The following is a 23,965-nucleotide window of genomic DNA, read 5'->3' as shown; positions in this document are numbered from 1 at the left end:
TTAACCCTCCTTGACCAGGCCGAGATCGGTCAGCACGTTGCGGGTAGCGTTGTAGTAACGCACGTACCCGGTGCAACGGCAGACGTGATGGCCGAGGCTGTCCTCGATGACTTGTTCGAGCTTGCTTTGCACGGTCGGCTGGCGCTGCAGCTTCTCGACCAGCACGGTCGCGGCGTTAACGAAGCCCGGCGCGCAGTAGCTGCACTGGAAGGCGAACTCGTCGACGAAGCGTTGCTGGATCGGATTCAGCTCGGTGACCTGACCGCTCTCGTCACGCTTGGCGTGAGACTCGATGGTGCGGACTTTCTTGCCTTCGAAATAGTGCGCGCCGGTGATGCAAGTGCGCACTTCTTCGCTGGTGCCGTCCGGGTTATCGACGATCACCACGCAGGCGTGGCAGATGCCCTGACCGCAGCCCAGGCGCGAACCGGTGAGGTTCTTGTATTCATGCAGGTAGTCGATCATCGGCAGGTCATCAGGGATGTCCACCGGGCCGACGGATTGACCATTGAGGGTCAGTTGAAGCGGACGGTTAGCCATTGAGGGCCTCCTTGATGCGCGCAGCAGTGATTGGCAGGTCGCGAACACGTTTACCGATGGCGTGGGCCACGGCGTTGCCGATGGCACCGACGATCGGGATCATCACCACTTCGGCGATGCCTTTGGACGGATCACTTGGCGACAGTGCCGGCAGAATCTCCGACGTCTGTTTCCACACGGCAACGTGACGCGCCATCGGCAAACGGTAACGGTTGAAGTTCCAGTCACCCTCCCCCGGGCCGCCTTCATACAGCGGCATTTCCTCCATCAAGGCGTGGCCGATGCCCATGGCGATACCACCTTCGAGCTGGCCCTTGACCAGTTCTTCGACCAGCACCCGACCGCACTCGACCCACGAATGGTGGTTGAGCACTTCGACTTCCGCCGAGCCTTTGTTGACCTTCAGTTCGACCAGTGTCGCGACCGGGCTGTAGTAAGTCACGGCAGCGTTGTTCAACTGGACAACCGGGTAATTGATGTTCTGGCGATCCAACAGGTGGAAACCAGCGGTGTTCATCAGCGCCTTCTTCGCCTTCGGCGCGCCATCGCCATATTTCACCGCCAGACCGTCGAGCGGCAGCCGCTCGCGCACGCCGTCGATGCTGTATTCGGCTTCAGCCCAGCTCCAGCGGTTGAATGCGTGAACGGTGGCGCCGGTCACCAGACCACGCTCATGAGCGTGTTTGGCCAGTTCTTCGAAGCTCAACGGTTGCATGCCGTTGGCCGTGAGTTTGCCGTCGACCCAATGCGCATCTTCGCGACGCACCACGTAAGGGTTGGCTTGACCGCCATAAGGACCCTGACGCCAGATTTCCATGGCCGCCGGCCACAAGCCGTTGTTGAACAGCACGCGTGCCGCTTCACGGGTGGCGTGACTGAAGTAGTACGCCGAGTTGGTCGCCGACGAGGCCGAAGCCAGTTTGCCGACCCAGCGCGGGTTGCGCAGCAGGCTGTCCTGCTCGGCCTGGCTCATGATGTAAGGGTTGCCGCTGGTGATCAGCTGCATTTCCTTCCACTCGGTTTCGCCAGTCTTCACTTCGTGCGCCGGGCTGCCGAGGAAATCGGCAACCACTAGGGCTTGCGAGGTGGACATGCCGGTGCCGATTTCAATGCCGATGTGGCGCAGAGTGATGCGACCGTCAGCCGTGAATTCGATGCTGGCCATCGGCGCTTCAGAACCGGTGCCGAAGTCTTTCTGGCAAATGGCGAAACCGACGCCGTACCAGTTGTCCGGGTCTGCCGCTTCGCGTTGTTTCTTGATCGCGTCGCGGTTTTTCCAGACTTCGTGCACCGAGGCTTTGTCGAGAATTTCATGCAGGCGCAGAGCACCGGCCGGAATCGCGCCCTGGGTGTTTTTCATGCCGGAACGCAGGGCGTTCTTGCGACGCAGATCGATCGCATCGACACCGAGGCGATTGGCGATTTCGTCGACCATCATCTCGGTCGCCGCCATGCTTTGCAGGGTGCCGTAACCGCGCATCGAACCTGCCTCAACACCACGCGAGTGATAGGCGGTGACTTGCAGGTCGTTCTGCGGCATGTAGTAGATCGACTGCGCGGCTGTTGCACCCACTGCGGCTACGGATGGGCTGTAATTGATCCGGCCGCCACCGTCGACGCTCATTTCGGCACGGAAAATCTTGAAGGTGTAGTCATTCTTGTCCACGGCCAACTGGTAGCGGATGTCGAACGGGTGGCGCTTGATGCCACTCTGGAACTGCTCGTAGCGGTCGTTGGCCAGACGCACCGGCACACCCGCGCCATACAGCGCCGCGAGGGCTGCGTAGTAGACGAAGATGTTGTGGTCTTTGGAACCGTAACCGACGGTGTAACCCGGGTGCATGTTCAGGTTGTCGAGGCCGAAACGCGACGGCGCGATCATCTTCGCGGTTTCGGTCGCTGCCTCCAGCGGGCACTGGGTGGCCACGACGAAATGCAGGGTCTTGGTTTTCGGGTCGTACCAGCCGTTGCCGTTGTCCGGTTCCATGGCGGCCGGCTCGATCGACGGGGTCTTGTAGCGCTCGTCGAACACCAGCCAGTTGTCTGGTGGCGTATCGATCTCTTGCTTCATGCGGTCGGCGTAGAACAAGCCGCGCTCGGTCAGATTGCCGTGCAGGTTCGGCTGGGAATTCCACACCGGACGACGGTTCTTCAGCATCGGGAACAGGATCGAATCCTTGAGGCTGGCGAATTCGTCTTCGTCGGCCGAGGTCGCACCGCCGACGCGCACGTAGCGGAAGCTGCCGTAGGGGTCGCCTTCGTAGAACGGCGCTACATTGCCATAGCGGATTGCTTTGTCATTGAATTTGAGTTTGTTCTTGGCCTGGCGGAAACGCTCGAAGTCATTCCAGATCAGGATTGCCACCGGGTGACCGATGAACATCGGCACTTTGCCTTCTGGCAGCAGTGGATCCGGCGCGTGCTCTTCGGGGAAGACGATGCCGTCCTTGTTCAGATCAGCGGCGGTGACAATGCGGTCAGGCTGCAAGTCAGCGCCAAGCCACGACAGGTCGTAGCCGTCGTAGATGCGGTCAGCCTTGATGGTTTTCAGCAGCATGGCGTGGCCTTGCTGCTCAGGCCAGCCCGGCATGTCCTTGGAACGGATGTCGCGGGCAAAGACTTTGCTGCCGCAGACCTTGGACAGTGCATCGTTGCGCTGACGCGCCTTGCCGTTGTTGCCGAGCCACTTCTCGGACGGCACGGTGACGGTATTTTCCATCAAGGCAGCCAGCGCCTGACTGCTGAGCGGCGTGAGCGTGACGCTCACACCCGCCACCAGCCCGCCCTGGAGGAACGAGCGCCGGGATATTTCACGGTTGGACATGGATCATCCTCTGGGCGGTTATGTGTCCGCCCTTCTGGTTATCTACTGGGGAATCTCGAGTCTTGCAGAAGCCTTTCTTGGCTAAACAAAAGGCGTGATGACAGTGCAAAGCTGACCGAAAGGTTAACTTTAAAGGTTTCTGCGCTCGCAGCAAACAACCAGTTACAAAAATTTGACTAAAGGATCAAAAAATCAATGCGACGTGGCACCGCAGGAGCTCGTTGAACATACCAACGCTCCCACATGGGGATTTGTGTCGAATTCAGAATCAGGGGGAAGGAGCAGAGGGAAAAGCCAAATTTCAGACACAAAAAACCCCGGTCTTTCGACCAGGGTCTTTGCTATCGATTCCGAATCAGCCAACGGCTGTTTTCGGTGCTTCAAGGCGTTCAGTGGTCCTTGGAGCAGATATGGCGCAGCGGACGGGACTCGAACCCGCGACCCCCGGCGTGACAGGCCGGTATTCTAACCGACTGAACTACCGCTGCGTATCGCTTTGAGCTTGCGCTCAAGTAACTCGTTTTGACTGCAAGCTTCGGTGCTTTGCAATCGCGAACCAGACAAGTCTGATTCGTAAAATATGGCGCAGCGGACGGGACTCGAACCCGCGACCCCCGGCGTGACAGGCCGGTATTCTAACCGACTGAACTACCGCTGCGCGTCGGTGCAGGCACTTTCAGCCTACGCTCTTGCTTACGCAAGTCTCTCGGGGAGTGGTGGGTGATGACGGGATCGAACCGCCGACATTCTGCTTGTAAGGCAGACGCTCTCCCAGCTGAGCTAATCACCCGTTTGCATCTCCGAGGCCGCGAAATTTACGCAGGTAGCGAACCTAAGTCAATAGCAGGATTGAAGTTTTTCTGAAAAAGACGAAATTGTTTCGATCCTGCAAGACCGCCTTCGCGAGCAAGCTCGCTTCCACAGGGGATTGCATTCCAAATGTGGGAGCGAGCTTGCTCGCGAAGGCGTCAGTTCATTCAACGCAAATTCAGGCGAAAAAGGCGACCTACTCGCTGTAGATCATCTTTTTCGTCATGCCGCCATCAACGACGAATTCCTGTCCGGTAACAAACCCGGCATTCCTTGACAGCAACCAGGCAACCATCGCCGCCACATCCTCGACCGTCCCTACCCTGCCCGCAGGATGCTGAGCATGGTCGGCATCGGCCAACGGCTCAGCGCGACGCGCAGAAGGATCACGCGCATCAATCCAGCCCGGACTGACCGCGTTGACGCGAATCTCCGGCCCCAGACTGATCGCCAGCGCATGCGTAAGCGCCAGCAAGCCGCCCTTGCTCGCCGCATAAGCCTCGGAGTCCGCTTCCGACTGCCGCGCACGAGTAGAGGCCAGATTGACGATCGAACCGTTGTGCGCACGCAGATACGGCGCACAGTGCTTGGCCAACAGCATCGGCCCACTGAGATTCACCGCCAGCACCCGATTCCAGTAAGCCAGATCTAGGCTTTCCAGTGTGATGTTGTGCGGATCAGCGACCGCCGCGTTGCACACCAGTGCATCGAGACGACCAAACTGACCCAGCACTTCAGCCACGCCGAGTGCCACCTGACTTTCCTCGGCAACGTCCATGGCAATAAACCAGGCGTTTTCACCCAGCACTTTCGCCACTTTTGAACCGCGCGCCCGATCCAGGTCGGTCAACACGACTTGCCAGCCCTCGCTGATCAGCCAGGCAGCGATGCCCAGACCGATACCGCGCGCAGCACCCGTGACCAGCGCAACGCGGCCATGGGTACCTGCTGTCGGCGTAGACAACTCGATCACAACGCGGCCAGACCGCGCGCCAGGTCGGCTTGCAGGTCAGCGACGTCTTCCAGACCGACCGCGATGCGAATCAGGCTGTCACGGATGCCCGCCGCTTCACGCTCTTGCGGCGCCAGACGGCCGTGAGAGGTGGTGCTTGGGTGCGTGATCGTGGTCTTGCTGTCGCCGAGGTTGGCGGTAATCGAAATCAGCCGGGTCGCATCGATGAAGCGCCAAGCGCCCTCTTTGCCGCCCTTGACCTCAAAGCTTACAACCGCACCGAAACCCTTCTGCTGACGCTGAGCCAATTCGTGCTGCGGATGGCTCTTGAGGCCAGCGTAATGCACCTTCTCAATGCCGTCCTGCTGCTCCAGCCATTCAGCTAGCGCCTGAGCATTCGCGCAGTGCGCCTTCATCCGCAGGTTCAGGGTTTCCAGACCTTTGAGGAAGATCCACGCGTTGAACGGGCTCAGGGTCGGCCCGGCAGTGCGCAGGAAGCCGACGACTTCTTTCATCTGCTCACTGCGACCGGCCACCACACCACCCATGCAACGGCCCTGGCCGTCGATGAACTTGGTCGCCGAGTGCACGACGATGTCTGCGCCCATTTTCAGCGGCTGTTGCAACGCTGGCGTGCAGAAGCAGTTATCGACGACCAGCATCGCGCCTTTGGCGTGAGCAATTTCAGCCAGTGCGGTGATGTCGACCAACTCGGCCAACGGATTCGACGGTGACTCGACAAAGAGCAGTTTGGTGTTGGATTTGATTGCCGCATCCCAACCCGACAGGTCGGCCAAAGGCACGTAATCGACTTCCACACCGAAACGCTTGAAGTACTTCTCGAACAGGCTGATGGTCGAACCGAATACGCTGCGCGAAACCAACACATGGTCGCCGGCGCTGCACAAGCTCATCACCACCGCCATGATGGCGGCCATGCCGGTTGCGGTCGCAACGGCTTGCTCGGCGCCCTCCAGCGCAGCAATGCGCTCCTCGAACGCGCGCACGGTCGGGTTGGTATAACGCGAGTAAACGTTACCCGGCACTTCCCCGGCGAACCGTGCGGCCGCGTCGGCAGCGGTGCGGAACACATAGCTGGAGGTGAAGAACATCGGATCACCGTGCTCGCCTTCCGGCGTACGGTGCTGACCGGCACGTACGGCCAGGGTATCGAACGCTACGCCTTCGAGGTCGCTGTCCAGCCGACCGGCATCCCATTCCTGACTCATGCTGTCACTCCTTGCCCTGTTCTCGAAAATTGAAAGTCAGATACAAAACCGGCCCCTCAGGGCCGGTGATAACTCAGTTGTTGTACAGATCGATGATCGCACTGACCGCCTGGGTCTTGACCTTCGAGGCATCGTTGCGTGCCTGCTCGATCTTGTCCAGGTAAGCCTCGTCGACGTCACCGGTAACATACTTGCCGTCGAACACCGCGCAATCGAAATTCTCGATCTTGATCTTGCCGCCGCCAACCGCTTCGATCAAGTCAGGCAGGTCCTGATAGATCAGCCAGTCAGCGCCGATCAGATCCGCCACGTCCTGAGTCGAACGGTTGTGTGCGATCAGTTCGTGCGCGCTCGGCATGTCGATACCATAAACGTTCGGGAAGCGTACCGCTGGCGCTGCCGAGCAGAAGTAGACGTTTTTCGCGCCGGCTTCGCGGGCCATCTGGATGATCTGCTTGCAAGTGGTGCCGCGCACGATCGAGTCATCGACCAGCATCACGTTCTTGCCGCGGAATTCCAGCTCGATGGCGTTGAGCTTCTGGCGAACCGACTTCTTGCGCGCCGCCTGGCCCGGCATGATGAAGGTACGACCGATGTAACGGTTCTTGACGAAACCTTCGCGGAATTTCACGCCCAGGTGGTTGGCCAGCTCCAGTGCCGCGGTACGGCTGGTGTCCGGAATCGGGATAACCACATCGATGTCATGCTCTGGACGCTCGCGCAGGATCTTCTCGGCGAGTTTCTCACCCATGCGCAGGCGAGCCTTGTAGACCGACACGCCGTCGATGATCGAGTCCGGACGCGCCAGGTAGACGTGTTCGAAAATGCACGGGGTCAGGGACGGATTGGTCGCGCACTGACGGGTGTGCAGCTTGCCGTCCTCAGTGATGTAGACCGCTTCGCCCGGCGCCAGGTCGCGAATCAGGGTGAAACCGAGCACGTCCAGCGAAACGCTTTCGGAGGCGATCATGTATTCAACGCCTTCGTCAGTGTGACGCTGACCGAACACGATCGGACGAATGCCGTGCGGGTCACGGAAACCGACGATGCCATAACCGGTGACCATCGCCACAACGGCGTAACCGCCAACACAACGATTGTGCACGTCGGTCACGGCGGCAAACACGTCTTCTTCGGTCGGTTGCAGCTTGCCGCGCTGGGCCAGCTCGTGAGCGAACACGTTGAGCAGCACTTCCGAGTCGGAACTGGTGTTGACGTGACGCAGATCGGATTCGTAGATCTCTTTGGCCAACTGCTCAACGTTGGTCAGGTTACCGTTGTGCGCCAGAGTGATGCCGTAAGGCGAGTTGACGTAAAACGGTTGGGCTTCGGCCGAAGTCGAGCTACCCGCGGTCGGGTAACGGACGTGGCCGATCCCCATGTGGCCGACCAGACGCTGCATGTGACGCTGTTGAAAGACGTCACGCACCAGGCCATTGTCCTTGCGCAGGAACAACCGGCCATCATGGCTGGTCACGATACCGGCAGCGTCCTGGCCGCGGTGCTGGAGCACGGTTAGCGCGTCATACAGCGCCTGATTGACGTTCGACTTACCGACGATACCGACGATGCCACACATGCGACGCAACCCCTACTTAATGGATCTGAACTGAACAACACTCACTGAGGCGTTTTCGCCGACGGCAAGAGTTGCTCCTTGAACGGAATATCAGCGGGTACGCTGATTCCGCTGGCAAGCCACTGACTGCTCCACCCGAGAATCAGGTTTTTGGACCAATCAGCGACCAATAGAAATTTTGGTACGAGCTGTGATTCTTTCCACCACCCGTCCTGCTGTACCGGCCCCAGGCTCAACAGCCCGACCGCCACGACCACCAGCAACACGCCACGCGCTGCGCCGAAGGCCATGCCGAGGAATCGATCGGTCCCGGACAACCCGGTGACGCGAACCAACTCGCCGATAAGATAATTGATCATTGCGCCCACGATCAGTGTGGCGACAAACATGATGGCACAGCCCGCGATCACGCGAGCCGATGGGGTTTCGATGTATCCGGCGAGGTACTCGGACAGTGAGCCACCGAACATCCAGGCGACGACTCCTGCGATGATCCAGGTCACCAGCGATAATGCTTCCTTGACGAAGCCGCGGCTCAAACTGATCAAAGCGGAGATGGCGATGATTGCAACGATCGCCCAGTCAACCCAGGTAAATGGCACAGTGCAGCCTACAGACGGATAAGGCGGCGCATTTTAGCAGAGCGCATGCCTCTCGGTAAGCTGCGATTGTCAGTGCATTTCAATCGGCGCGATAGTTTTTAGCCGCGCTCAGGCTGGAAGCGCACGACAAAGCCCTTGAGGTTCTGCTGACGACCCAACAGATCACGCAGACGATCGGCTTCGGCACGCTCGATCAGCGGACCGACAAATACCCGATTCTTGCCATCGGCCGAACGGATATAGGCGTTGTAGCCTTGGCTGCGCAGGGTTTTCTGCAAACTCTCTGCACTGGCGCGACTCGACAGACTGGCCAGCTGCACCGACCAGCTCACCGACAGGCCATTGGCATCGACGCGGCTTTGCGTGGTGTCCGGCTTGGTCGAAGACGCAGTGATCGGCTGAGCAGGCGCCGGAATCGGCTTGGCCACCGCCGGCGGCGCAACAGGCTTGGTGATCATGATGGGAGCCGTCGGCGTCGCGGCGACGGGCGCAGCAGGCGCTGTGTCTTCGGCGACTTCTTCATCAGTCGGCACCGGCTCTTGCGGCAAGGCTTGCGGCTCGGGAACAGCCACCGTCTCCATCTGCACTTGCGGCACGACAGGCGCTTGCGGCGCGGCGGGTGCTTCGACGGTCACCTGACGTTGCTCGTCCTGACGGGAAAACAGCATCGGCAGGAAAATCACTGCCAGCGCGACCAGCACCAAAGCGCCAACCATGCGCTGCTTGTACGCTTTATCCAGCAAAGCCATTTGCCGCTTCCTCCGTGGAGCGCCGGGCCAGCCATTCAAGGGCTTCGGCGACACAATAAAATGATCCGAACAACAGAATCTCGTCGTCACTGGTGGCTACTGCGCACTGCCCTTCCAGCGCAGCGGCGACACTGTCGTAAGACGTGACCGACGCACCAAGGTTCTGCAATGCAGCGTTTAATTCAGCCACCGGACGGGCACGCGAAGAATCCAGCGGCGCCACCGCCCAATGCTCGACACTAGCATTCAATTCGCTGACAACACCATCCAGATCCTTGTCGGCCAACAGACCAAACACCGCCAGGCGCTTGCCGACCGGTGGTCGCGAGGCCAGACGACGAGCCAGATACTCGGCGGCATGCGGGTTATGCCCGACATCCAGCAACAGGTTCAGGCGCTTGCCGTTCCAATCGAACGAGCGGCGATCCAGTCGACCGACCACACGAGTCGCCTGCAAGGCCGCGACAATCTGCTGCGCATTCCACGGCAAACCGAGCAGCAAGTACGCCTGCAACGCCAACGCGGCGTTCTCCATCGGCAGATCAAGCAGCGGCAAGTCACGCAATTCGACAACCTGACCCCGCGCGTCGGTGCCGCGCCACTGCCAGTGCTGATCGGTGATACCGAGGTCAAAATCACGCCCACGCAGGAAGAACGGACAGGCCAGCTCACGCACTTTATCGAGCAACGGCTGCGGAGGATTCAGATCGCCGCACAGGGCTGGCTTGCCCTGGCGGAAGATCCCGGCCTTCTCGAAAGCCACCGATTCGCGGGTATCGCCCAGATAATCGGCGTGATCGACGCCAATACTGGTAACCAGCGCGATATCGGCATCGACCACGTTGACCGTGTCCAGCCGCCCGCCCAGCCCGACTTCCAGCACCACCGCATCCAGCCCGGCCTGCTGAAACAGCCAGAACGCCGCGAGGGTGCCCATTTCGAAGTAAGTCAGGGAAGTGTCGCCGCGCCCGGCCTCGACTGCTGCAAAGGCTTCGCACAGCTGCGCGTCAGTGGCTTCGACGCCATTGAGCTGCACCCGCTCGTTGTAACGCAGCAGGTGCGGAGAATTGTAGACACCAACGCTCAGGCCCTGCGTCCGCAGCAATGAAGCCACGAAAGCGCAGGTCGAACCCTTGCCGTTGGTGCCGGTGACCGTGATCACCCGAGGCGCCGGCTGGCCCAGCCCCATGCGGGACGCTACCTGTTGCGAACGCTCCAGGCCCATGTCGATGGCCGACGGATGCAACTGCTCAAGGTAGGCGAGCCATTCGCCAAGGGTGCGCTCGGTCATAGGCCAGCAGGGACCGGTGGAACCACGATCGGCTCGATTGGCGCGGCGACGAATTTCGGCGTCGGCTTGCCAGTCATTTGTGCCAGCAGGTTACCCAGACGCGGGCGCAGTTCCTGACGGTGGATGATCATGTCGATCGCGCCGTGTTCCAGCAGGAATTCGCTGCGCTGGAAGCCTTCCGGCAGCTTCTCACGCACGGTTTGTTCGATAACGCGCGGACCAGCGAAGCCGATCAGGGCTTTCGGCTCACCGACGATCACGTCGCCAAGCATCGCCAGACTCGCCGAAACACCGCCGTAGACCGGGTCGGTCAGCACGGAGATGAACGGAATGCCTTCTTCACGCAGACGCGCCAGCACTGCCGAAGTCTTGGCCATCTGCATCAGCGAGATCAGCGCTTCCTGCATGCGCGCACCACCGGAGGCGGCAAAGCAGATCATCGGGCAGCGGTTTTCCAGCGCGTAGTTGGCGGCGCGAACGAAGCGCTCACCGACGATGGCGCCCATGGAACCGCCCATGAAGGCGAATTCAAAGGCCGAAACCACCACTGGCATGCCCAGCAAGGTGCCGCTGACGGAGATCAGCGCGTCTTTTTCGCCAGTCTGCTTCTGGGCAGCGGTCAGGCGATCCTTGTACTTCTTGCCGTCGCGGAATTTCAGACGGTCAACCGGCTCCAGATCGGCGCCCAGTTCGTTGCGACCTTCAGCATCGAGGAAGATGTCGATGCGTGCACGTGCGCCGATGCGCATGTGATGGTTGCATTTAGGGCAAACGTCCAGGGTCTTTTCCAGCTCTGGACGATACAACACCGCCTCGCAAGACGGGCATTTGTGCCACAGACCTTCAGGGACCGAGCTCTTCTTGACCTCGGAACGCATGATCGAAGGGATCAGTTTGTCTACTAACCAGTTGCTCATGCTTTCTTTCTCCAGTACCGGCGGCCCGAACGCTCTGGTTCGCAGCCCCGCGTATGCCCTTCAGCTAAATTCATGTGTGTGGCGATGGTTGGTGGAAAGCCACGGTCAGCGCGAAACATGACCTGCGTGCGATCCAGAAACCCTCAGCCGCGCCTGCTTTGTGCAAGTGCATTGATGGACGGCGGCAGACTGCCAGCCGTCACATCAATATGGCGCTTTGCGTACCGCGTTGATGAACGCGCGAATCTTTGCGTGATCCTTGATGCCTTTGCTCACCTCTACCCCACCGCTGACGTCTACCGCGTATGGTTTTACCCGAGCCACGGCGTCTGTGACGTTCTCTGGGGTCAAACCACCCGCGAGAATCAACGGCTTGCTCAAACCTTGCGGAATCAATGACCAGTCGAAGGCCTCACCGGTTCCGCCCGGTACGCCTTCGACATAAGTGTCGAGCAGTACACCGCTGGCGCTCGGGTAGGAATCCACAGCTGCGGGAATATCATCTCCCGCCTTGACCCGCAACGCCTTGATGTACGGGCGATGCCAGCCTTCGCAATCTTCCGCGACTTCATCACCATGGAACTGCAACAGATCCAGCGGCACGGCATCGAGGATTTCCCCCAACTCGCAGCGGCTGGCGTTGACGAACAGGCCCACGGTGGTCACGAACGGCGGCAATGCCTGAATAATCGCTCGCGCCTGCTGCACCGTGACCGCACGCGGACTCTTGGCATAGAACACGAACCCGATCGCATCTGCCCCGGCCTCAACGGCGGCCAGCGCATCTTCTATGCGGGTAATCCCGCAGATCTTGCTGCGAACGGCTGACATATCGAGAAAAACTCCGAGGCAAAATCCGGGAAAGTCCCGGATGGTAACAAAAGCGTTCGAGGGCGTCAGCCGTCAAGTTCGGAGAAACCCGTAAGGAAATGTGGCCCGATAAAACGCTCGGGCAACGGGAATTCGTCGTGGTACTCGACCTGCACCAGATACAAGCCGTACGGATGCGCCGTAACGCCACCGGAACGGCGCTCGCGACTTTCCAGCACTTCCTTCATCCACTCGACCGGGCGCTCGCCGGCACCAATGGTCATCAACACGCCAGCGATATTGCGCACCATATGATGCAGGAACGCATTGGCGCGAATATCGAGCACGATCATCTTGCCGTGACGGGTCACGCGCAGGTGATGCATCTTCTTGATCGGCGACTTGGCCTGGCACTGGCCGGCGCGGAACGCACTGAAATCGTGAGTACCGATCAGGTACTGCGCAGCTTCAGCCATACGCTCGACGTCCAGCGGGCGGTGGTTCCAGGTGATTTCTTCGTTGAGATGCGCCGGGCGGATCTGATCGTTGTAGATCACATAGCGATAACGCCGGGCGATGGCTTTGAAGCGCGCATGAAAATGCGCCGGCATCACCCGCGCCCAACTGACACTGATGTCGTGAGGCAGATTGATATTGGCGCCCATGACCCAGGCTTTCAGCGAACGATCGACGGTCGTATCGAAGTGCACCACTTGCCCGCAGGCATGCACGCCGGCGTCGGTACGTCCGGCGCACTGCAGCGAAACCGGTGAATTGGCGACTTTCGACAGCGCTTTTTCGAGTTCTTCCTGCACCGTCGCCACACCCGTCAACTGACGCTGCCAGCCGCTGTAGCGCGAGCCTTTGTACTCAACGCCCAGCGCGACGCGGTAAAAGCCGTCGGGGGCCATTTCGGCGACCGGGTTATCTATGTTTGCCAAGGTGGGACAGCCTGCTGTTTGTGCAAAGGCGGGCATTATAAGGCTGTCGTTCAGGGATGCCAGAGTTCTCTATTGGCAGTTCTGGCCCTATCGCGAGCAGGCTCACTCCTACAGGGGAACGCATTCCAAATGTAGGAGTGAGCCTGCTCGCGATAGCAATCATTCAGACACCACTGAATCCGGCACAAACAAAAACGGCAGCCTCAATGGGCTGCCGCTTTCGTTTACCGCTGGCCTTACTACAAGCTCGAGAGCATGTCCTTGGCCTCGCCACGTTGTTTCTCGTCACCCTCGGTCAACACTTCGTTGAGGATGTCGCGCGCACCATCGCTGTCGCCCATGTCGATGTAGGCCTGAGCCAGATCGAGCTTGGTCGCCGCTTCGTCGGTGCCGGCGAGGAAGTCGAAATCATCTTCGCCCAGATCATCACCCTTCATTGCATCGGCTTCGGTGAAAGTCGGTTCGGCGATGCTTTGCGACAGGCGATCCAGCTCGGCGTTGACGTCATCCAGCTCAGCCGCGAACGCATCCGGTTCGGCCGCTGGATTGCTGTCCATTTCGTCGGCCAGCGACAGATCGAAATCGGCCGGCAGCTCCAGATCATCTTGTGGCACGTCAGCCACCACTGGCGCCTCGACCGGCGGCAGATCCTTCACGCCTTCGTCCAGGTCCAGCAGGAAGTCATCGTCCGCCAGATCAACCGCTGGAGCTGCCGGCTCAGCACCGAGGTCCAGATCGAGGTCGAAGTCCGACAGATCATCCAGATTCTCTTTGATGTCGGTCTGCTGTTGCAGCACCGATTCGAAGCTCAGGTCGTCGTCCGCCGGGAATTCGTCCAGCTCGACCGGCGCTTCAGGCTCAACCACCGGCGCAGGCTCTACCGGCGTGATGTTGTCGAGATCGTCCAGGCTCAGATCAAACGCGCTGTCGAGGTCGTCTTCCACTGGCGCTGGCGCCGGTGCTTCAGGCTCATCGAGCAGCAGATCCTTGACGTATTGCGCGTCCAGCTCGGCAGCCACGGCGGCAGCGGCCAGACCACTGGCAGCGACGACGGCCATGGCCGGGAAGCGGCTTTTCAGTTCTTCGACCTTGGCGAAGTTGTCGCCGTTGGCCACCAGCTGACGCTCCTGACCGACAAACGCGTCGCGGTCGCCCTGCTGACCGTAGACTTCCATCAGCTTCAAACGCAGATCACTACGCTGCGGCTCCAGGCTGACGCCCTCTTCGAGCAGCGCGGCAGCCTGATTCAGGCGACCGGCGTTGATATGCGACTGCGCCTTGTCGAGCACGTCATCGGATCGCTCGGCGGCGGGAGCTACCAGCGGCGCGGCAATCGGCTCAGCCATCACGATCGGGGCGACTACCGGAGCCACTACGGGTGCAGGTGCCGGAGTGCTGAGCTTGACGCTCGCCGCCGGGGTTTCCAGACCTTCGAAGCTGCTTTCCGGCAGATCCTGCTCGGCGGAGAACTCTTGCTCTTCCGACAGCGCGCGGGCCATGCGCATGTGTTTTTCGGCCTCTTGCTGCGCTTTGCGGCGACGCGCCAGCAGCAACAACAGGAGCAGCAGAACCACAGCACCGCCGCCCACCAGACCCAGCAGAATCGGGTTGGTCAGCAGTTCGTTAAAGGTTTTCTCGTCTTCGACCACCGGTTTCGGCGTAACCACTGGCTCGACGACTGGCGTTTCAGCCGGTGGTGCAATGGCGGACTCTGGCGTCGGCGCTGCGTCTGCCGGAGTAGCTGGCGGGGTGGCGGCGAGCTCAGCCGTGATTGCAGGCACCGCAGGTGCGGCAGGATTGGTGGCCGGCGCAGTGCCCGCGCCTTCAGCTTGCAGTTTTGCCAACTGATTGTTCTTCAGCTCGATCAGCTTTTGCAGCTTGTCCAGCTGACTCTGCAGATCGGACATGCGGCTTTTCAGTTCCTCGTTGTCACGACGGGTCGTGTCGAGGCTTTCCTGAGTGACCGCGAGCTTGTTGCTCAGTGCCTTGGCATCACCTGCCGGGCCTTTGCCGCGCGCCTTGGCGCTCTCAGCGGAGACCAGGCTCAGATTGTCCTGGGCGTTCTGTGCTGCACCGGTGTTACCGCGACCACGGTTGGTCGCATCGAGCTGCTGCTGACCAGTGCCCGGTTTGGCCACATAACGACGACCCTGACGCCAGGCTTCGTTCTGCGCAGCGACTTCGGCAATCGCTTTCGACTGCGGCAATGCCGTGCTTTGCACCGCATCCGGCAGACGCAACACCTGGCCGGTTTTCAGGCGGTTGATGTTGCCACCGATGAATGCATCCGGGTTCAGCGCTTGAATGGCGAGCATGGTCTGCTGCACCGAGCCGCCGGTACGCGCCTTCGCAGCGATTTCCCAGAGGGTATCGCGCGGCGTGGTGGTGTATTGCGTCGGGTGCGTGGCGCCAGTGGTCGGCGCGGCGATGGTCTGCGACGGCGCTGGCTGTGCGGCGGCGTCAGCGGTCTGTGGCGAGAACTTCGACGGATCCAGCAGCACGCTGTAGTCGCGCAGCAGACGGCCGTTCGGCCACATCACCTGCACGAGGAATTTGACCATCGGCTCCGACAGCGGCTTGCTCGACGTTACACGCAGCACGCTTTTCCCGCTGGCGTTGAGCACCGGGGTAAAGGTCAGATCGTTGAGGAAGGCCTGGCGGTCGACGCCGGCCTTGGCAAAATCTTCAGGTGAAGCCAGGCTCGGCACCACTTCGGCAGCAGTGAGATCCTTGACGTCGAGCAGCTCGATTTCAGCCACCAGCGGCTGGTTCAGGGTCGACTTCAGGGTCAGCTCCCCGAGCCCGAGGGCATGCGCCATACCGGAGGACAGCGCCGAGGCGGCCGCTATTGCTAACACCAGTTTGCGAACTTGAACCATAGCCTCATCCTTTGTTTGAACGTTCCTCGGCCAGCGAGAAGATGTTGAATACCGCTGCCGTAAGGCATTGCGCGCGACGACGACAGATGTCGCGCGCGATCATTTCTTTGATGCCCCGGAAAGTCCCGGAGGGTGACACGTTATCAAGCGATCTGGGCAAGCATAGCGCTCACCTAGAATCAGTCGACAAATTGTTGCCAAGTATCTTTTACAGCAGGTCTTTTATCAACAATTCAGCCACCTGCACAGCGTTAAGGGCCGCGCCTTTGCGTACGTTATCTGACGTCAGCCACAGATTTAGTTCCGCCGGATCGTCGACACCGCTGCGCACGCGACCGACATAGACAACATCCTGCCCTACCGCGTCACCGACCGCAGTCGGGTAATCACCGGCCTCGACCAGCTCGATACCCGGCGCATCTTCGAGTGCAGCGTTGACTTTTGCCAGGTCGACAGCCGACGTTGACTGCAAGGTCACGCTAAGGCTATCGCCAAAAAACACCGGGGCTTGAACGCAAGTTGCGGAAATCTTTAATAAAGGCTTGGCCAGCACCTGACGCAACTCGCGCACCAGACGTTTTTCCAGCAGCGTATGGCCCTGCGCGTCTGGCGTGCCGACCTGAGCCAACAGGTTGAAGGCCATCTGCCGATCAAAGAACGTCGGCTCCAATGGACGCATGTTCAGCAGCTCGGCGGTCTGCCGCGCCAGCTCGGTCACGGCTTCGCGTCCCTGGGCGGAAACGGCCAGATTGGCGGTGACGTTGACATATTGCGGGTCAAGCAGATCAAGCAGTGGCGCCAATACCACGGCGAGCGAAGTGGCCGACGGGCTTGGGCTGCTGATCTGAAACGGCGCTTTCAAACCAGCGAGCACTTCGGCGTTGGCTTCGGGTACTACTTGCGGCGCCTGATCGGCCGGCAGCGCGCCGGACAAGTCGATCAGCGAGCAACCGACGGCGTGGGCACGGGCGGCGTAGCTCAGGGTAATCGCCGGGCCTGCGGCGAAAAACACCAGTTTGACCTTGCTGAAATCGAACTCGTCGACTTCGCGAACGCGCACGTTCTTGTTGCGGTACAGCACCGAGCTGCCGGCGGATTCGCTGCTCGCCAGCAGGTGCAGGGTACCGACCGGGAAGTCGCGTTCTTCGAGAATCTGTACGAGGGTTTCGCCGACAGTACCGGTGGCGCCGATCACGGCAATATCTAGGGTCTGGGTCATGGTGCGAGCCTCTGGCGAAACGGGGGGAGCGGCACTTTACCGGGTGACTGGCGCACAGGCAATTTCTGCCCACCCAGATCGTTCCCACGCTCTGCGTGGGAATGCCACATCGGACGCTCTGCGTTCGGCTTGTAAAGGGACGCGGAGCGTCCCGGGATGCATTCCCACGCAGAGCGTGGGAACGATCGGCATAAAAAACCCGCACCTCTTTCAAGGCACGGGTTCTTTCATTGCTTCAAGCGATCAACGCTCAAGCAAAATCCGCAGCATGCGACGCAGCGGTTCGGCCGCGCCCCACAGCAGTTGGTCGCCGACGGTGAAGGCACCGACAAACTGCGAACCCATGTTCAGCTTGCGCAGACGACCCACCGGCACATTCAGGGTGCCGGTAACCTTGGTCGGGCTCAGCTCCTGCATGCTGATCTCGCGCTGGTTTGGCACCAGTTTGACCCAAGGGTTGTGCTGACTGATCAGCCCTTCGATATCGGCGATCGGCACGTCTTTGTTCAGCTTGATGGTCAGCGCCTGGCTGTGGCAACGCATAGCGCCTATGCGCACGCAGATGCCGTCGACCGGGATCGGGCTCTTGAAGCGGCCGAGGATCTTGTTGGTCTCGGCCTGAGCCTTCCACTCTTCGCGGCTCTGGCCGTTCGGCAGTTCCTTGTCGATCCACGGGATCAGGCTGCCGGCCAGCGGTACGCCGAAGTTTTCGGTCGGGTACGCTTCGCTGCGCATGGCATCGGCCACGCGACGGTCGATGTCGAGGATCGCGCTGGCCGGATCAGCCAGTTGATCGGCGACAGCGGCGTGGGTCGCGCCCATTTGCTTGATCAGTTCACGCATGTTCTGCGCGCCGGCACCGGAGGCCGCCTGATAGGTCATGGCGCTCATCCACTCGACCAGACCGGCTTCGAACAGACCGCCCAGGCCCATCAGCATCAGGCTGACGGTGCAGTTGCCGCCGATGTAGTTCTTGGTGCCCGCGTCGAGCTGCTGGTCGATGACCTTGCGGTTGACCGGATCGAGAATGATCACCGCGTCATCGTTCATGCGCAGGCTCGAGGCCGCGTCGATCCAGTAACCCTGCCAACCGGCTTCGCGCAGCTTGGGGAACACTTCGCTGGTGTAGTCGCCGCCCTGGCAGGTCAGAATCACGTCGAGGGTCTTCAGCTCGTCAATGCTGTAAGCATCCTTGAGCGGAGCAATGTCCTTGCCCACGGACGGGCCTTGGCCACCGACGTTGGACGTGGTGAAAAACACCGGCTCGATTAGATCGAAATCCTGCTCTTCCAGCATCCGCTGCATGAGCACGGAACCGACCATCCCGCGCCAACCGATCAGACCTACACGTTTCATCGCAACTACACCTTCTTGAAAAGTGGGCCGCTGCTTTGTATTGAATTTCGCAGCGGGCCCGAGAGATTACAGATTCCGCAGCGCGGCGACTACTGCGTCGCCCATTTCCTGCGTACCGACTTTGGTGCAACCGGCCGAATAGATGTCACCGGTGCGCAGGCCTTGATCCAGCACCACGCTGACGGCTTGCTCGATGGCATCGGCCGCGTCATGCAGATTGAAGCTGTAACGCAGCATCATCGACACCGACAGAATGGTCGCCAACGGGTTGGCAATGCCTTTGCCAGCGATGTCCGGGGCTGAACCGTGGCAAGGCTCGTACATGCCCTTGTTGTTGGAATCCAGCGAGGCCGACGGCAGCATGCCGATGGAACCGGTGAGCATCGACGCTTCGTCGGAAAGGATGTCGCCGAACATGTTGTCGGTGACGATCACGTCGAACTGCTTCGGCGCGCGCACCAGTTGCATGGCGGCGTTGTCGACGTACATGTGGCTCAGCTCGACTTCCGGGTAATCCTTGGCCACTTGCTCGACCACTTCACGCCACAGTTGGCTGGACGCCAGCACGTTGGCCTTGTCCACCGAGCAGAGCTTTTTGCCACGGACCATGGCCATGTCGAAACCGACACGGGCGATGCGGCGGATTTCGCTTTCGCTGTATGGCAGCGTGTCGTAGGACTGACGCTCGCCGTTTTCCAGGGTACGGGTGCCGCGTGGCGCGCCGAAGTAGATGCCGCCGGTCAGTTCACGGACGATGAGGATGTCCAGGCCAGCAACGATTTCCGGCTTCAGGCTCGAAGCATCGGCCAGTTGCGGGTACAGAATCGCCGGACGCAGGTTGCCGAACAGGCCCAGTTGCGCACGGATTTTCAGCAGGCCACGCTCAGGGCGGATGTCACGCTCGATGGTGTCCCATTTCGGGCCGCCAACGGCGCCCAACAGCACAGCGTCGGCAGCGCGAGCGCGGTCGAGGGTTTCATCGGCCAGCGGCACGCCGTGCTTGTCGATGGCGGCGCCACCGATCACGTCATGGCTCAGCTCGAAGCCCAGGCTGTATTTGTCGTTGGCCAGCTCCAGCACCTTGACCGCTTCGGCCATGATTTCCGGACCAATACCGTCACCTGGGAGAATCAGAATCTGCTTGCTCATGCTTTCCTCGTGTCTTCAGTCGGTGCGCCTCTACCGGCGCGCCCGGAAAAATTCTTATCGCTCAGCCATCAATACGATTACATCTGTACTGAACGAGCCGTCGGCATCAATCTCAAAATATTCACGCACTTCGTGGCCCATCGACTGCTGCAACTGGCGGATCGCGGCGCGCAGCACTTCAGGCGTGCGCATGCGCTCAACCCAACTGGTGTACTCCAGACGCAGGCGCTGACGGGTGGTACTGCGTACATGCAAACCGGCCTCGCTGACCTGACGCAGCCATTCGGCGGCGGAATAATCGCGCACATGGCTGGTGTCACGCAGCACCTCGACGCTTTGCAGGTAAGTGTCGAACAACGGACTGCCCGGTGACAACACATCAACGAACGCCGCCACACCGCCCGGCTTCAACACCCGACGCACTTCGCGCAGAGCCACACCGAGATCGCTCCAGTGATGCGCCGAATACCGGCTGAACACGAAGTCGAACTCGCCATCGGCAAACGGCAGACGCTCGGCGGCGCCGTTGACCGTGGCAATGTTGCTTATGCCGCGATCAACGGCAGCGGCGGCGACCACGTCGAGCATTTGCTCTGACAGGTCGTAGGCGACCACTTCCCTGACCAGCGGTGCGACGTGAAAACTGACGTGACCGGCGCCGCAGCCCAGATCCAGCACCCGGGCGCTGCCCTGCCCTTTCAGCTCAGCCTGTAGCAGGGCGAACTCGGTGCCTTGAGCGTGAACGGCGCTGCTCAGGTAGGCGGCGGCCTGTTCACCGAATTGCTTTTGTACGACCTGAGTGTGCTGGGCGGTGCTGGTCATGGTCACATCCTTCTGGGTTTTAGCCTTTTATTGCCTGGACTAACGCCTTCGCGAGCAAGCTCGCTCCCACACTTGAAATGCATTCCCCTGTGGGAGCGAGCTTGCTCGCGAAGAGGCCAGCCTGAACTGCATCAATTCAAAAGTTGCTTATACGTCGCGGAACAACCACGGCTGGCTAACCCGATGCTTGGCCTCAAACGTCGCAATCGCATCACCGTCCTGCAAAGTCAGGCCAATATCGTCCAGACCATTCAACAGGCAGTGCTTGCGGAACGCATCGATCTCGAAGCTGTACACCTTGCCATCCGGACGGATCACGGTCTGCGCTTGCAGATCGACCTGCAATTGATAGCCCGGCTCAGCCTCGACCTGCTTGAACAACTCATCGACTTCAGCGTCGCTCAAGATGATCGGCAGCAAGCCGTTCTTGAAGCTGTTGTTGAAGAAGATGTCGGCGTAGCTCGGCGCGATGATGCTGCGGAAACCGTATTCTTCCAGCGCCCACGGCGCGTGCTCACGGCTGGAACCGCAACCGAAATTCTCACGGGCCAGCAACACGCTGGCGCCTTGATAACGCTCGGCGTTGAGGACGAAGTCCTTGTTCAGCGGGCGCTTGGAGTTGTCCTGATACGGCTGGCCGACATCAAGGTAACGCCATTCGTCGAACAGGTTCGGACCGAAACCAGTGCGCTTGATCGACTTCAAAAACTGTTTCGGAATGATCTGATCGGTGTCGACGTTGGCACGATCCAGAGGCGCGACAAGACCAGTGTGCTGGGTAAAAGCTTTCATGCTGCGCTCCTTTAGATCAATTCACGAACGTCGATGAAACGACCGTTCACCGCTGCCGCCGCCGCCATGGCCGGGCTGACGAGGTGGGTACGGCCACCGGCACCCTGACGGCCTTCGAAGTTACGGTTGGAGGTCGAGGCGCAATGCTCGCCGGACTCCAAACGGTCCGGGTTCATCGCCAGGCACATCGAGCAGCCCGGCTCACGCCATTCGAAACCGGCTTCGAGGAAAATCTTGTCCAGACCTTCGGCCTCAGCCTGAGCCTTGACCAGACCCGAGCCCGGCACCACGATCGCTTGCTTGATGGTCGAAGCGACTTTGCGGCCCTTGGCAATGACGGCAGCAGCGCGCAAATCTTCGATCCGCGAGTTGGTGCAGGAACCGATAAACACGCGATCCAGCTGAATGTCGGTGATCGCCTGATTGGCGGTCAAACCCATGTATTTCAAAGCGCGGACGATCGAGTCGCGCTTGACCAGATCCATCTCTTTGGCTGGGTCCGGCACGTTCTGATCAACGGCCAAAACCATTTCCGGGGAAGTACCCCAGCTGACTTGCGGTTTGATCTGTGCGGCGTCGAGTTCAACCACGGTGTCAAACTTGGCGTCAGCGTCGGAGACCAGGTCTTTCCAGGCCTCGACGGCCATGTCCCATTCGGCGCCTTTCGGTGCAAAAGGACGGCCCTTCACGTAATCGACAGTCTTCTGGTCCGCTGCCACCAGGCCAACGCGGGCACCGGCTTCGATGGACATGTTGCAGATGGTCATGCGGCCTTCAACGGACAAGTCGCGGATCGCGCTGCCGGCGAACTCGATGGCATGGCCGTTACCGCCGGCGGTGCCGATCTTGCCGATCACCGCGAGGACGATGTCCTTGGCGGTCACGCCGAACGGCAACTGCCCTTCAACGCGCACCAGCATGTTCTTCATTTTCTTCGCAACCAGGCACTGGGTGGCGAGCACATGCTCGACCTCGGAGGTGCCGATACCGTGCGCCAGAGCGCCGAAGGCGCCGTGGGTCGAGGTGTGCGAGTCGCCGCAGACCACGGTCATGCCCGGCAAGGTCGCGCCCTGCTCCGGGCTGATCACGTGGACGATGCCTTGGCGGACATCGTTCATCTTGAACTCGACGATGCCGTATTCATCGCAGTTGTCATCGAGGGTCTGAACCTGCAAACGCGAGACCTGATCGGCAATGGCTTCGATGCCGCCCTTGCGCTCTGGAGTCGTTGGTACGTTGTGGTCCGGGGTCGCGATGTTGGCATCGATGCGCCAAGGCTTGCGCCCGGCCAGACGCAGGCCTTCAAAGGCTTGCGGCGAAGTCACTTCGTGGATGATGTGACGATCGATATAGATCAGCGCCGAGCCATCGTCGCGCTGCTTGACCAAATGCGAATCCCAGAGCTTGTCGTAGAGCGTTTTGCCGGCCATCAGACGGTTCCTCATCAGCTTGTTTCTATGCCCTGGGCTTATCAATAACCCTTTGGCTTGTGAGGCCGATCCTATGGGGTTAGATTAAATAACTCAAATTCATATTTTTTATGCTTTGGATAACCAACTGGAATACGAACATGGATCTGGCCAACCTCAATGCTTTTATCGCGATTGCCGAGACCGGCAGCTTCTCCGGCGCCGGCGAACGGCTGCACCTGACACAGCCGGCGATCAGCAAACGCATCGCCGGGCTGGAGCAACAATTGAAGGTGCGCCTGTTTGATCGGCTGGGCCGTGAAGTCGGCCTGACCGAGGCCGGCCGCGCCCTGTTGCCGCGGGCTTATCAGATTCTCAATGTGCTGGACGACACCCGGCGCGCCCTGACCAACCTGACGGGTGAAGTCAGCGGGCGCCTGACCCTGGCCACCAGTCACCACATCGGCCTGCATCGCTTGCCGCCGCTGTTAAGGGAATTCACCCGCCGTTACCCACAAGTGGCGCTGGATATTCAGTTCCTCGATTCGGAAGTGGCCTACGAAGAAATTCTCCACGGCCGCGCAGAACTGGCAGTCATTACCCTGGCGCCGGAGCCTCACGCACTGGTCAAAGCCACGCCGGTCTGGGACGACCCGCTGGATTTCGTGGTCGCCCCGGAGCATTCGCTGATCGGCAATGGCCCCGTCAATCTGGCGGACATTGCCGGTCATCCGGCGGTTTTCCCCGGTGGCAACACCTTCACCCACCATATTGTCCAACGGTTATTCGAGGCTCAGGGCCTGACGCCGAACATCGCCATGAGCACCAACTACCTGGAAACCATCAAGATGATGGTCTCGATCGGCCTGGCCTGGAGCGTTTTGCCGCGCACCATGCTCGACGAGCAGGTGGCAAGCATCGTATTGCCGGGCATACAGCTCAGTCGCCAGCTAGGCTATATCCTGCACACTGAACGGACGCTATCGAATGCGGCGCGAGCCTTTATGGCCTTACTGGATGCACAAATCGATCTGCCAGGGACTTGAGGCCATCTTGTGCTACTCCTAAAGAGCCGCTGCCCCTGTGCCTAACGTC

General features: G+C 60.2%; 19 protein-coding genes and 3 tRNA genes. 1 reads left to right on the top strand and 21 read right to left on the bottom strand.

The window, feature by feature from the left end; all coding sequences use genetic code 11:
* From AC0ZWN_RS08320 to leuC, 21 genes are all read right to left on the bottom strand, one after another.
* The gene (locus tag AC0ZWN_RS08320; protein WP_038369461.1) at positions 1 to 540 is read right to left on the bottom strand and encodes a (2Fe-2S)-binding protein; all 540 of its coding nucleotides are present in this window, start codon (positions 538 to 540) and stop codon (positions 1 to 3) included.
* Positions 533 to 3,364, bottom strand: coding sequence for a xanthine dehydrogenase family protein molybdopterin-binding subunit (locus tag AC0ZWN_RS08315; protein ID WP_476334679.1), 2,832 nt, complete (start codon positions 3,362 to 3,364; stop codon positions 533 to 535). Before AC0ZWN_RS08315 ends, AC0ZWN_RS08320 begins: the two co-directional genes overlap by 8 nt.
* 411 nt (positions 3,365 to 3,775) lie before the next feature.
* Positions 3,776 to 3,852 (bottom strand) — tRNA-Asp (locus AC0ZWN_RS08310).
* 93 nt (positions 3,853 to 3,945) lie between these two features.
* Positions 3,946 to 4,022: transfer RNA gene (locus AC0ZWN_RS08305), tRNA-Asp, on the bottom strand.
* A gap of 56 nt (positions 4,023 to 4,078) precedes the next feature.
* A tRNA-Val gene (locus AC0ZWN_RS08300) sits at positions 4,079 to 4,154 on the bottom strand.
* 216 nt (positions 4,155 to 4,370) lie between these two features.
* Positions 4,371 to 5,147: an SDR family oxidoreductase gene (locus AC0ZWN_RS08295; protein ID WP_093432102.1), complete on the bottom strand. Its 777-nt coding sequence runs from the start codon at positions 5,145 to 5,147 to the stop codon at positions 4,371 to 4,373.
* Positions 5,144 to 6,355 carry an O-succinylhomoserine sulfhydrylase gene (locus tag AC0ZWN_RS08290; RefSeq protein WP_093432099.1) on the bottom strand — a complete coding sequence of 404 codons (1,212 nt, stop codon included), beginning with the start codon at positions 6,353 to 6,355 and terminating at the stop codon, positions 5,144 to 5,146. The genes AC0ZWN_RS08295 and AC0ZWN_RS08290 overlap by 4 nt, the downstream gene beginning before the upstream one ends.
* 73 nt (positions 6,356 to 6,428) lie before the next feature.
* A complete protein-coding gene (purF, locus tag AC0ZWN_RS08285) occupies positions 6,429 to 7,934 on the bottom strand; it encodes an amidophosphoribosyltransferase (protein ID WP_016984539.1) in 1,506 nt (501 codons plus the stop codon).
* 41 nt (positions 7,935 to 7,975) lie between these two features.
* On the bottom strand, positions 7,976 to 8,536 hold the full coding sequence (locus AC0ZWN_RS08280) for a CvpA family protein (protein WP_007913461.1): 561 nt from the start codon (positions 8,534 to 8,536) through the stop codon (positions 7,976 to 7,978).
* Positions 8,537 to 8,634: 98 nt separating this feature from the next.
* On the bottom strand, positions 8,635 to 9,285 hold the full coding sequence (locus tag AC0ZWN_RS08275) for an SPOR domain-containing protein (RefSeq protein WP_093432096.1): 651 nt from the start codon (positions 9,283 to 9,285) through the stop codon (positions 8,635 to 8,637).
* Entirely contained in the window at positions 9,269 to 10,576 is a 1,308-nt protein-coding gene (gene folC / locus AC0ZWN_RS08270) for a bifunctional tetrahydrofolate synthase/dihydrofolate synthase (protein ID WP_476334678.1), read from the bottom strand. The genes AC0ZWN_RS08275 and folC overlap by 17 nt, the downstream gene beginning before the upstream one ends.
* Complete coding sequence (gene accD / locus AC0ZWN_RS08265; protein WP_007913458.1) at positions 10,573 to 11,493, bottom strand: acetyl-CoA carboxylase, carboxyltransferase subunit beta; 921 nt, start codon at positions 11,491 to 11,493, stop codon at positions 10,573 to 10,575. Before accD ends, folC begins: the two co-directional genes overlap by 4 nt.
* 204 nt (positions 11,494 to 11,697) lie before the next feature.
* Positions 11,698 to 12,324 (bottom strand): phosphoribosylanthranilate isomerase, encoded by a 627-nt coding sequence (locus AC0ZWN_RS08260; RefSeq protein ID WP_476334677.1) that lies wholly within the window; start codon positions 12,322 to 12,324, stop codon positions 11,698 to 11,700.
* A 65-nt stretch (positions 12,325 to 12,389) separates the two neighbouring features.
* A complete protein-coding gene (gene truA, locus AC0ZWN_RS08255) occupies positions 12,390 to 13,214 on the bottom strand; it encodes a tRNA pseudouridine(38-40) synthase TruA (RefSeq protein WP_034152768.1) in 825 nt (274 codons plus the stop codon).
* Between the two features lie 269 nt (positions 13,215 to 13,483).
* A complete protein-coding gene (locus AC0ZWN_RS08250) occupies positions 13,484 to 16,123 on the bottom strand; it encodes a motility hub landmark protein FimV (RefSeq protein WP_476334676.1) in 2,640 nt (879 codons plus the stop codon).
* A 208-nt stretch (positions 16,124 to 16,331) separates the two neighbouring features.
* Positions 16,332 to 17,342, bottom strand: coding sequence for an aspartate-semialdehyde dehydrogenase (locus tag AC0ZWN_RS08245; RefSeq protein ID WP_476334675.1), 1,011 nt, complete (start codon positions 17,340 to 17,342; stop codon positions 16,332 to 16,334).
* A gap of 243 nt (positions 17,343 to 17,585) precedes the next feature.
* Positions 17,586 to 18,698, bottom strand: coding sequence for an aspartate-semialdehyde dehydrogenase (asd, locus tag AC0ZWN_RS08240; RefSeq protein WP_007913448.1), 1,113 nt, complete (start codon positions 18,696 to 18,698; stop codon positions 17,586 to 17,588).
* Positions 18,699 to 18,764: 66 nt separating this feature from the next.
* A complete protein-coding gene (gene leuB / locus AC0ZWN_RS08235) occupies positions 18,765 to 19,847 on the bottom strand; it encodes a 3-isopropylmalate dehydrogenase (protein ID WP_116255292.1) in 1,083 nt (360 codons plus the stop codon).
* 54 nt (positions 19,848 to 19,901) lie between these two features.
* Positions 19,902 to 20,669: a class I SAM-dependent methyltransferase gene (locus AC0ZWN_RS08230; protein WP_476334673.1), complete on the bottom strand. Its 768-nt coding sequence runs from the start codon at positions 20,667 to 20,669 to the stop codon at positions 19,902 to 19,904.
* 147 nt (positions 20,670 to 20,816) lie between these two features.
* On the bottom strand, positions 20,817 to 21,461 hold the full coding sequence (gene leuD, locus AC0ZWN_RS08225; RefSeq protein WP_476334672.1) for a 3-isopropylmalate dehydratase small subunit: 645 nt from the start codon (positions 21,459 to 21,461) through the stop codon (positions 20,817 to 20,819).
* Positions 21,462 to 21,472: 11 nt separating this feature from the next.
* Complete coding sequence (gene leuC, locus AC0ZWN_RS08220) at positions 21,473 to 22,891, bottom strand: 3-isopropylmalate dehydratase large subunit (protein ID WP_016984527.1); 1,419 nt, start codon at positions 22,889 to 22,891, stop codon at positions 21,473 to 21,475.
* Positions 22,892 to 23,031: 140 nt separating this feature from the next.
* Between leuC and AC0ZWN_RS08215 the strand changes: the two genes are divergently transcribed.
* Positions 23,032 to 23,916, top strand: coding sequence for a LysR family transcriptional regulator (locus AC0ZWN_RS08215; RefSeq protein ID WP_476334671.1), 885 nt, complete (start codon positions 23,032 to 23,034; stop codon positions 23,914 to 23,916).
* Positions 23,917 to 23,965: the final 49 nt, after the last annotated feature.

It is taken from the genome of Pseudomonas sp. 3B-A001-10F, assembly GCF_056313565.1.
Note: the sequence above shows the minus strand (reverse complement) of the source record. Positions and strands in the feature narration are given on the sequence as shown.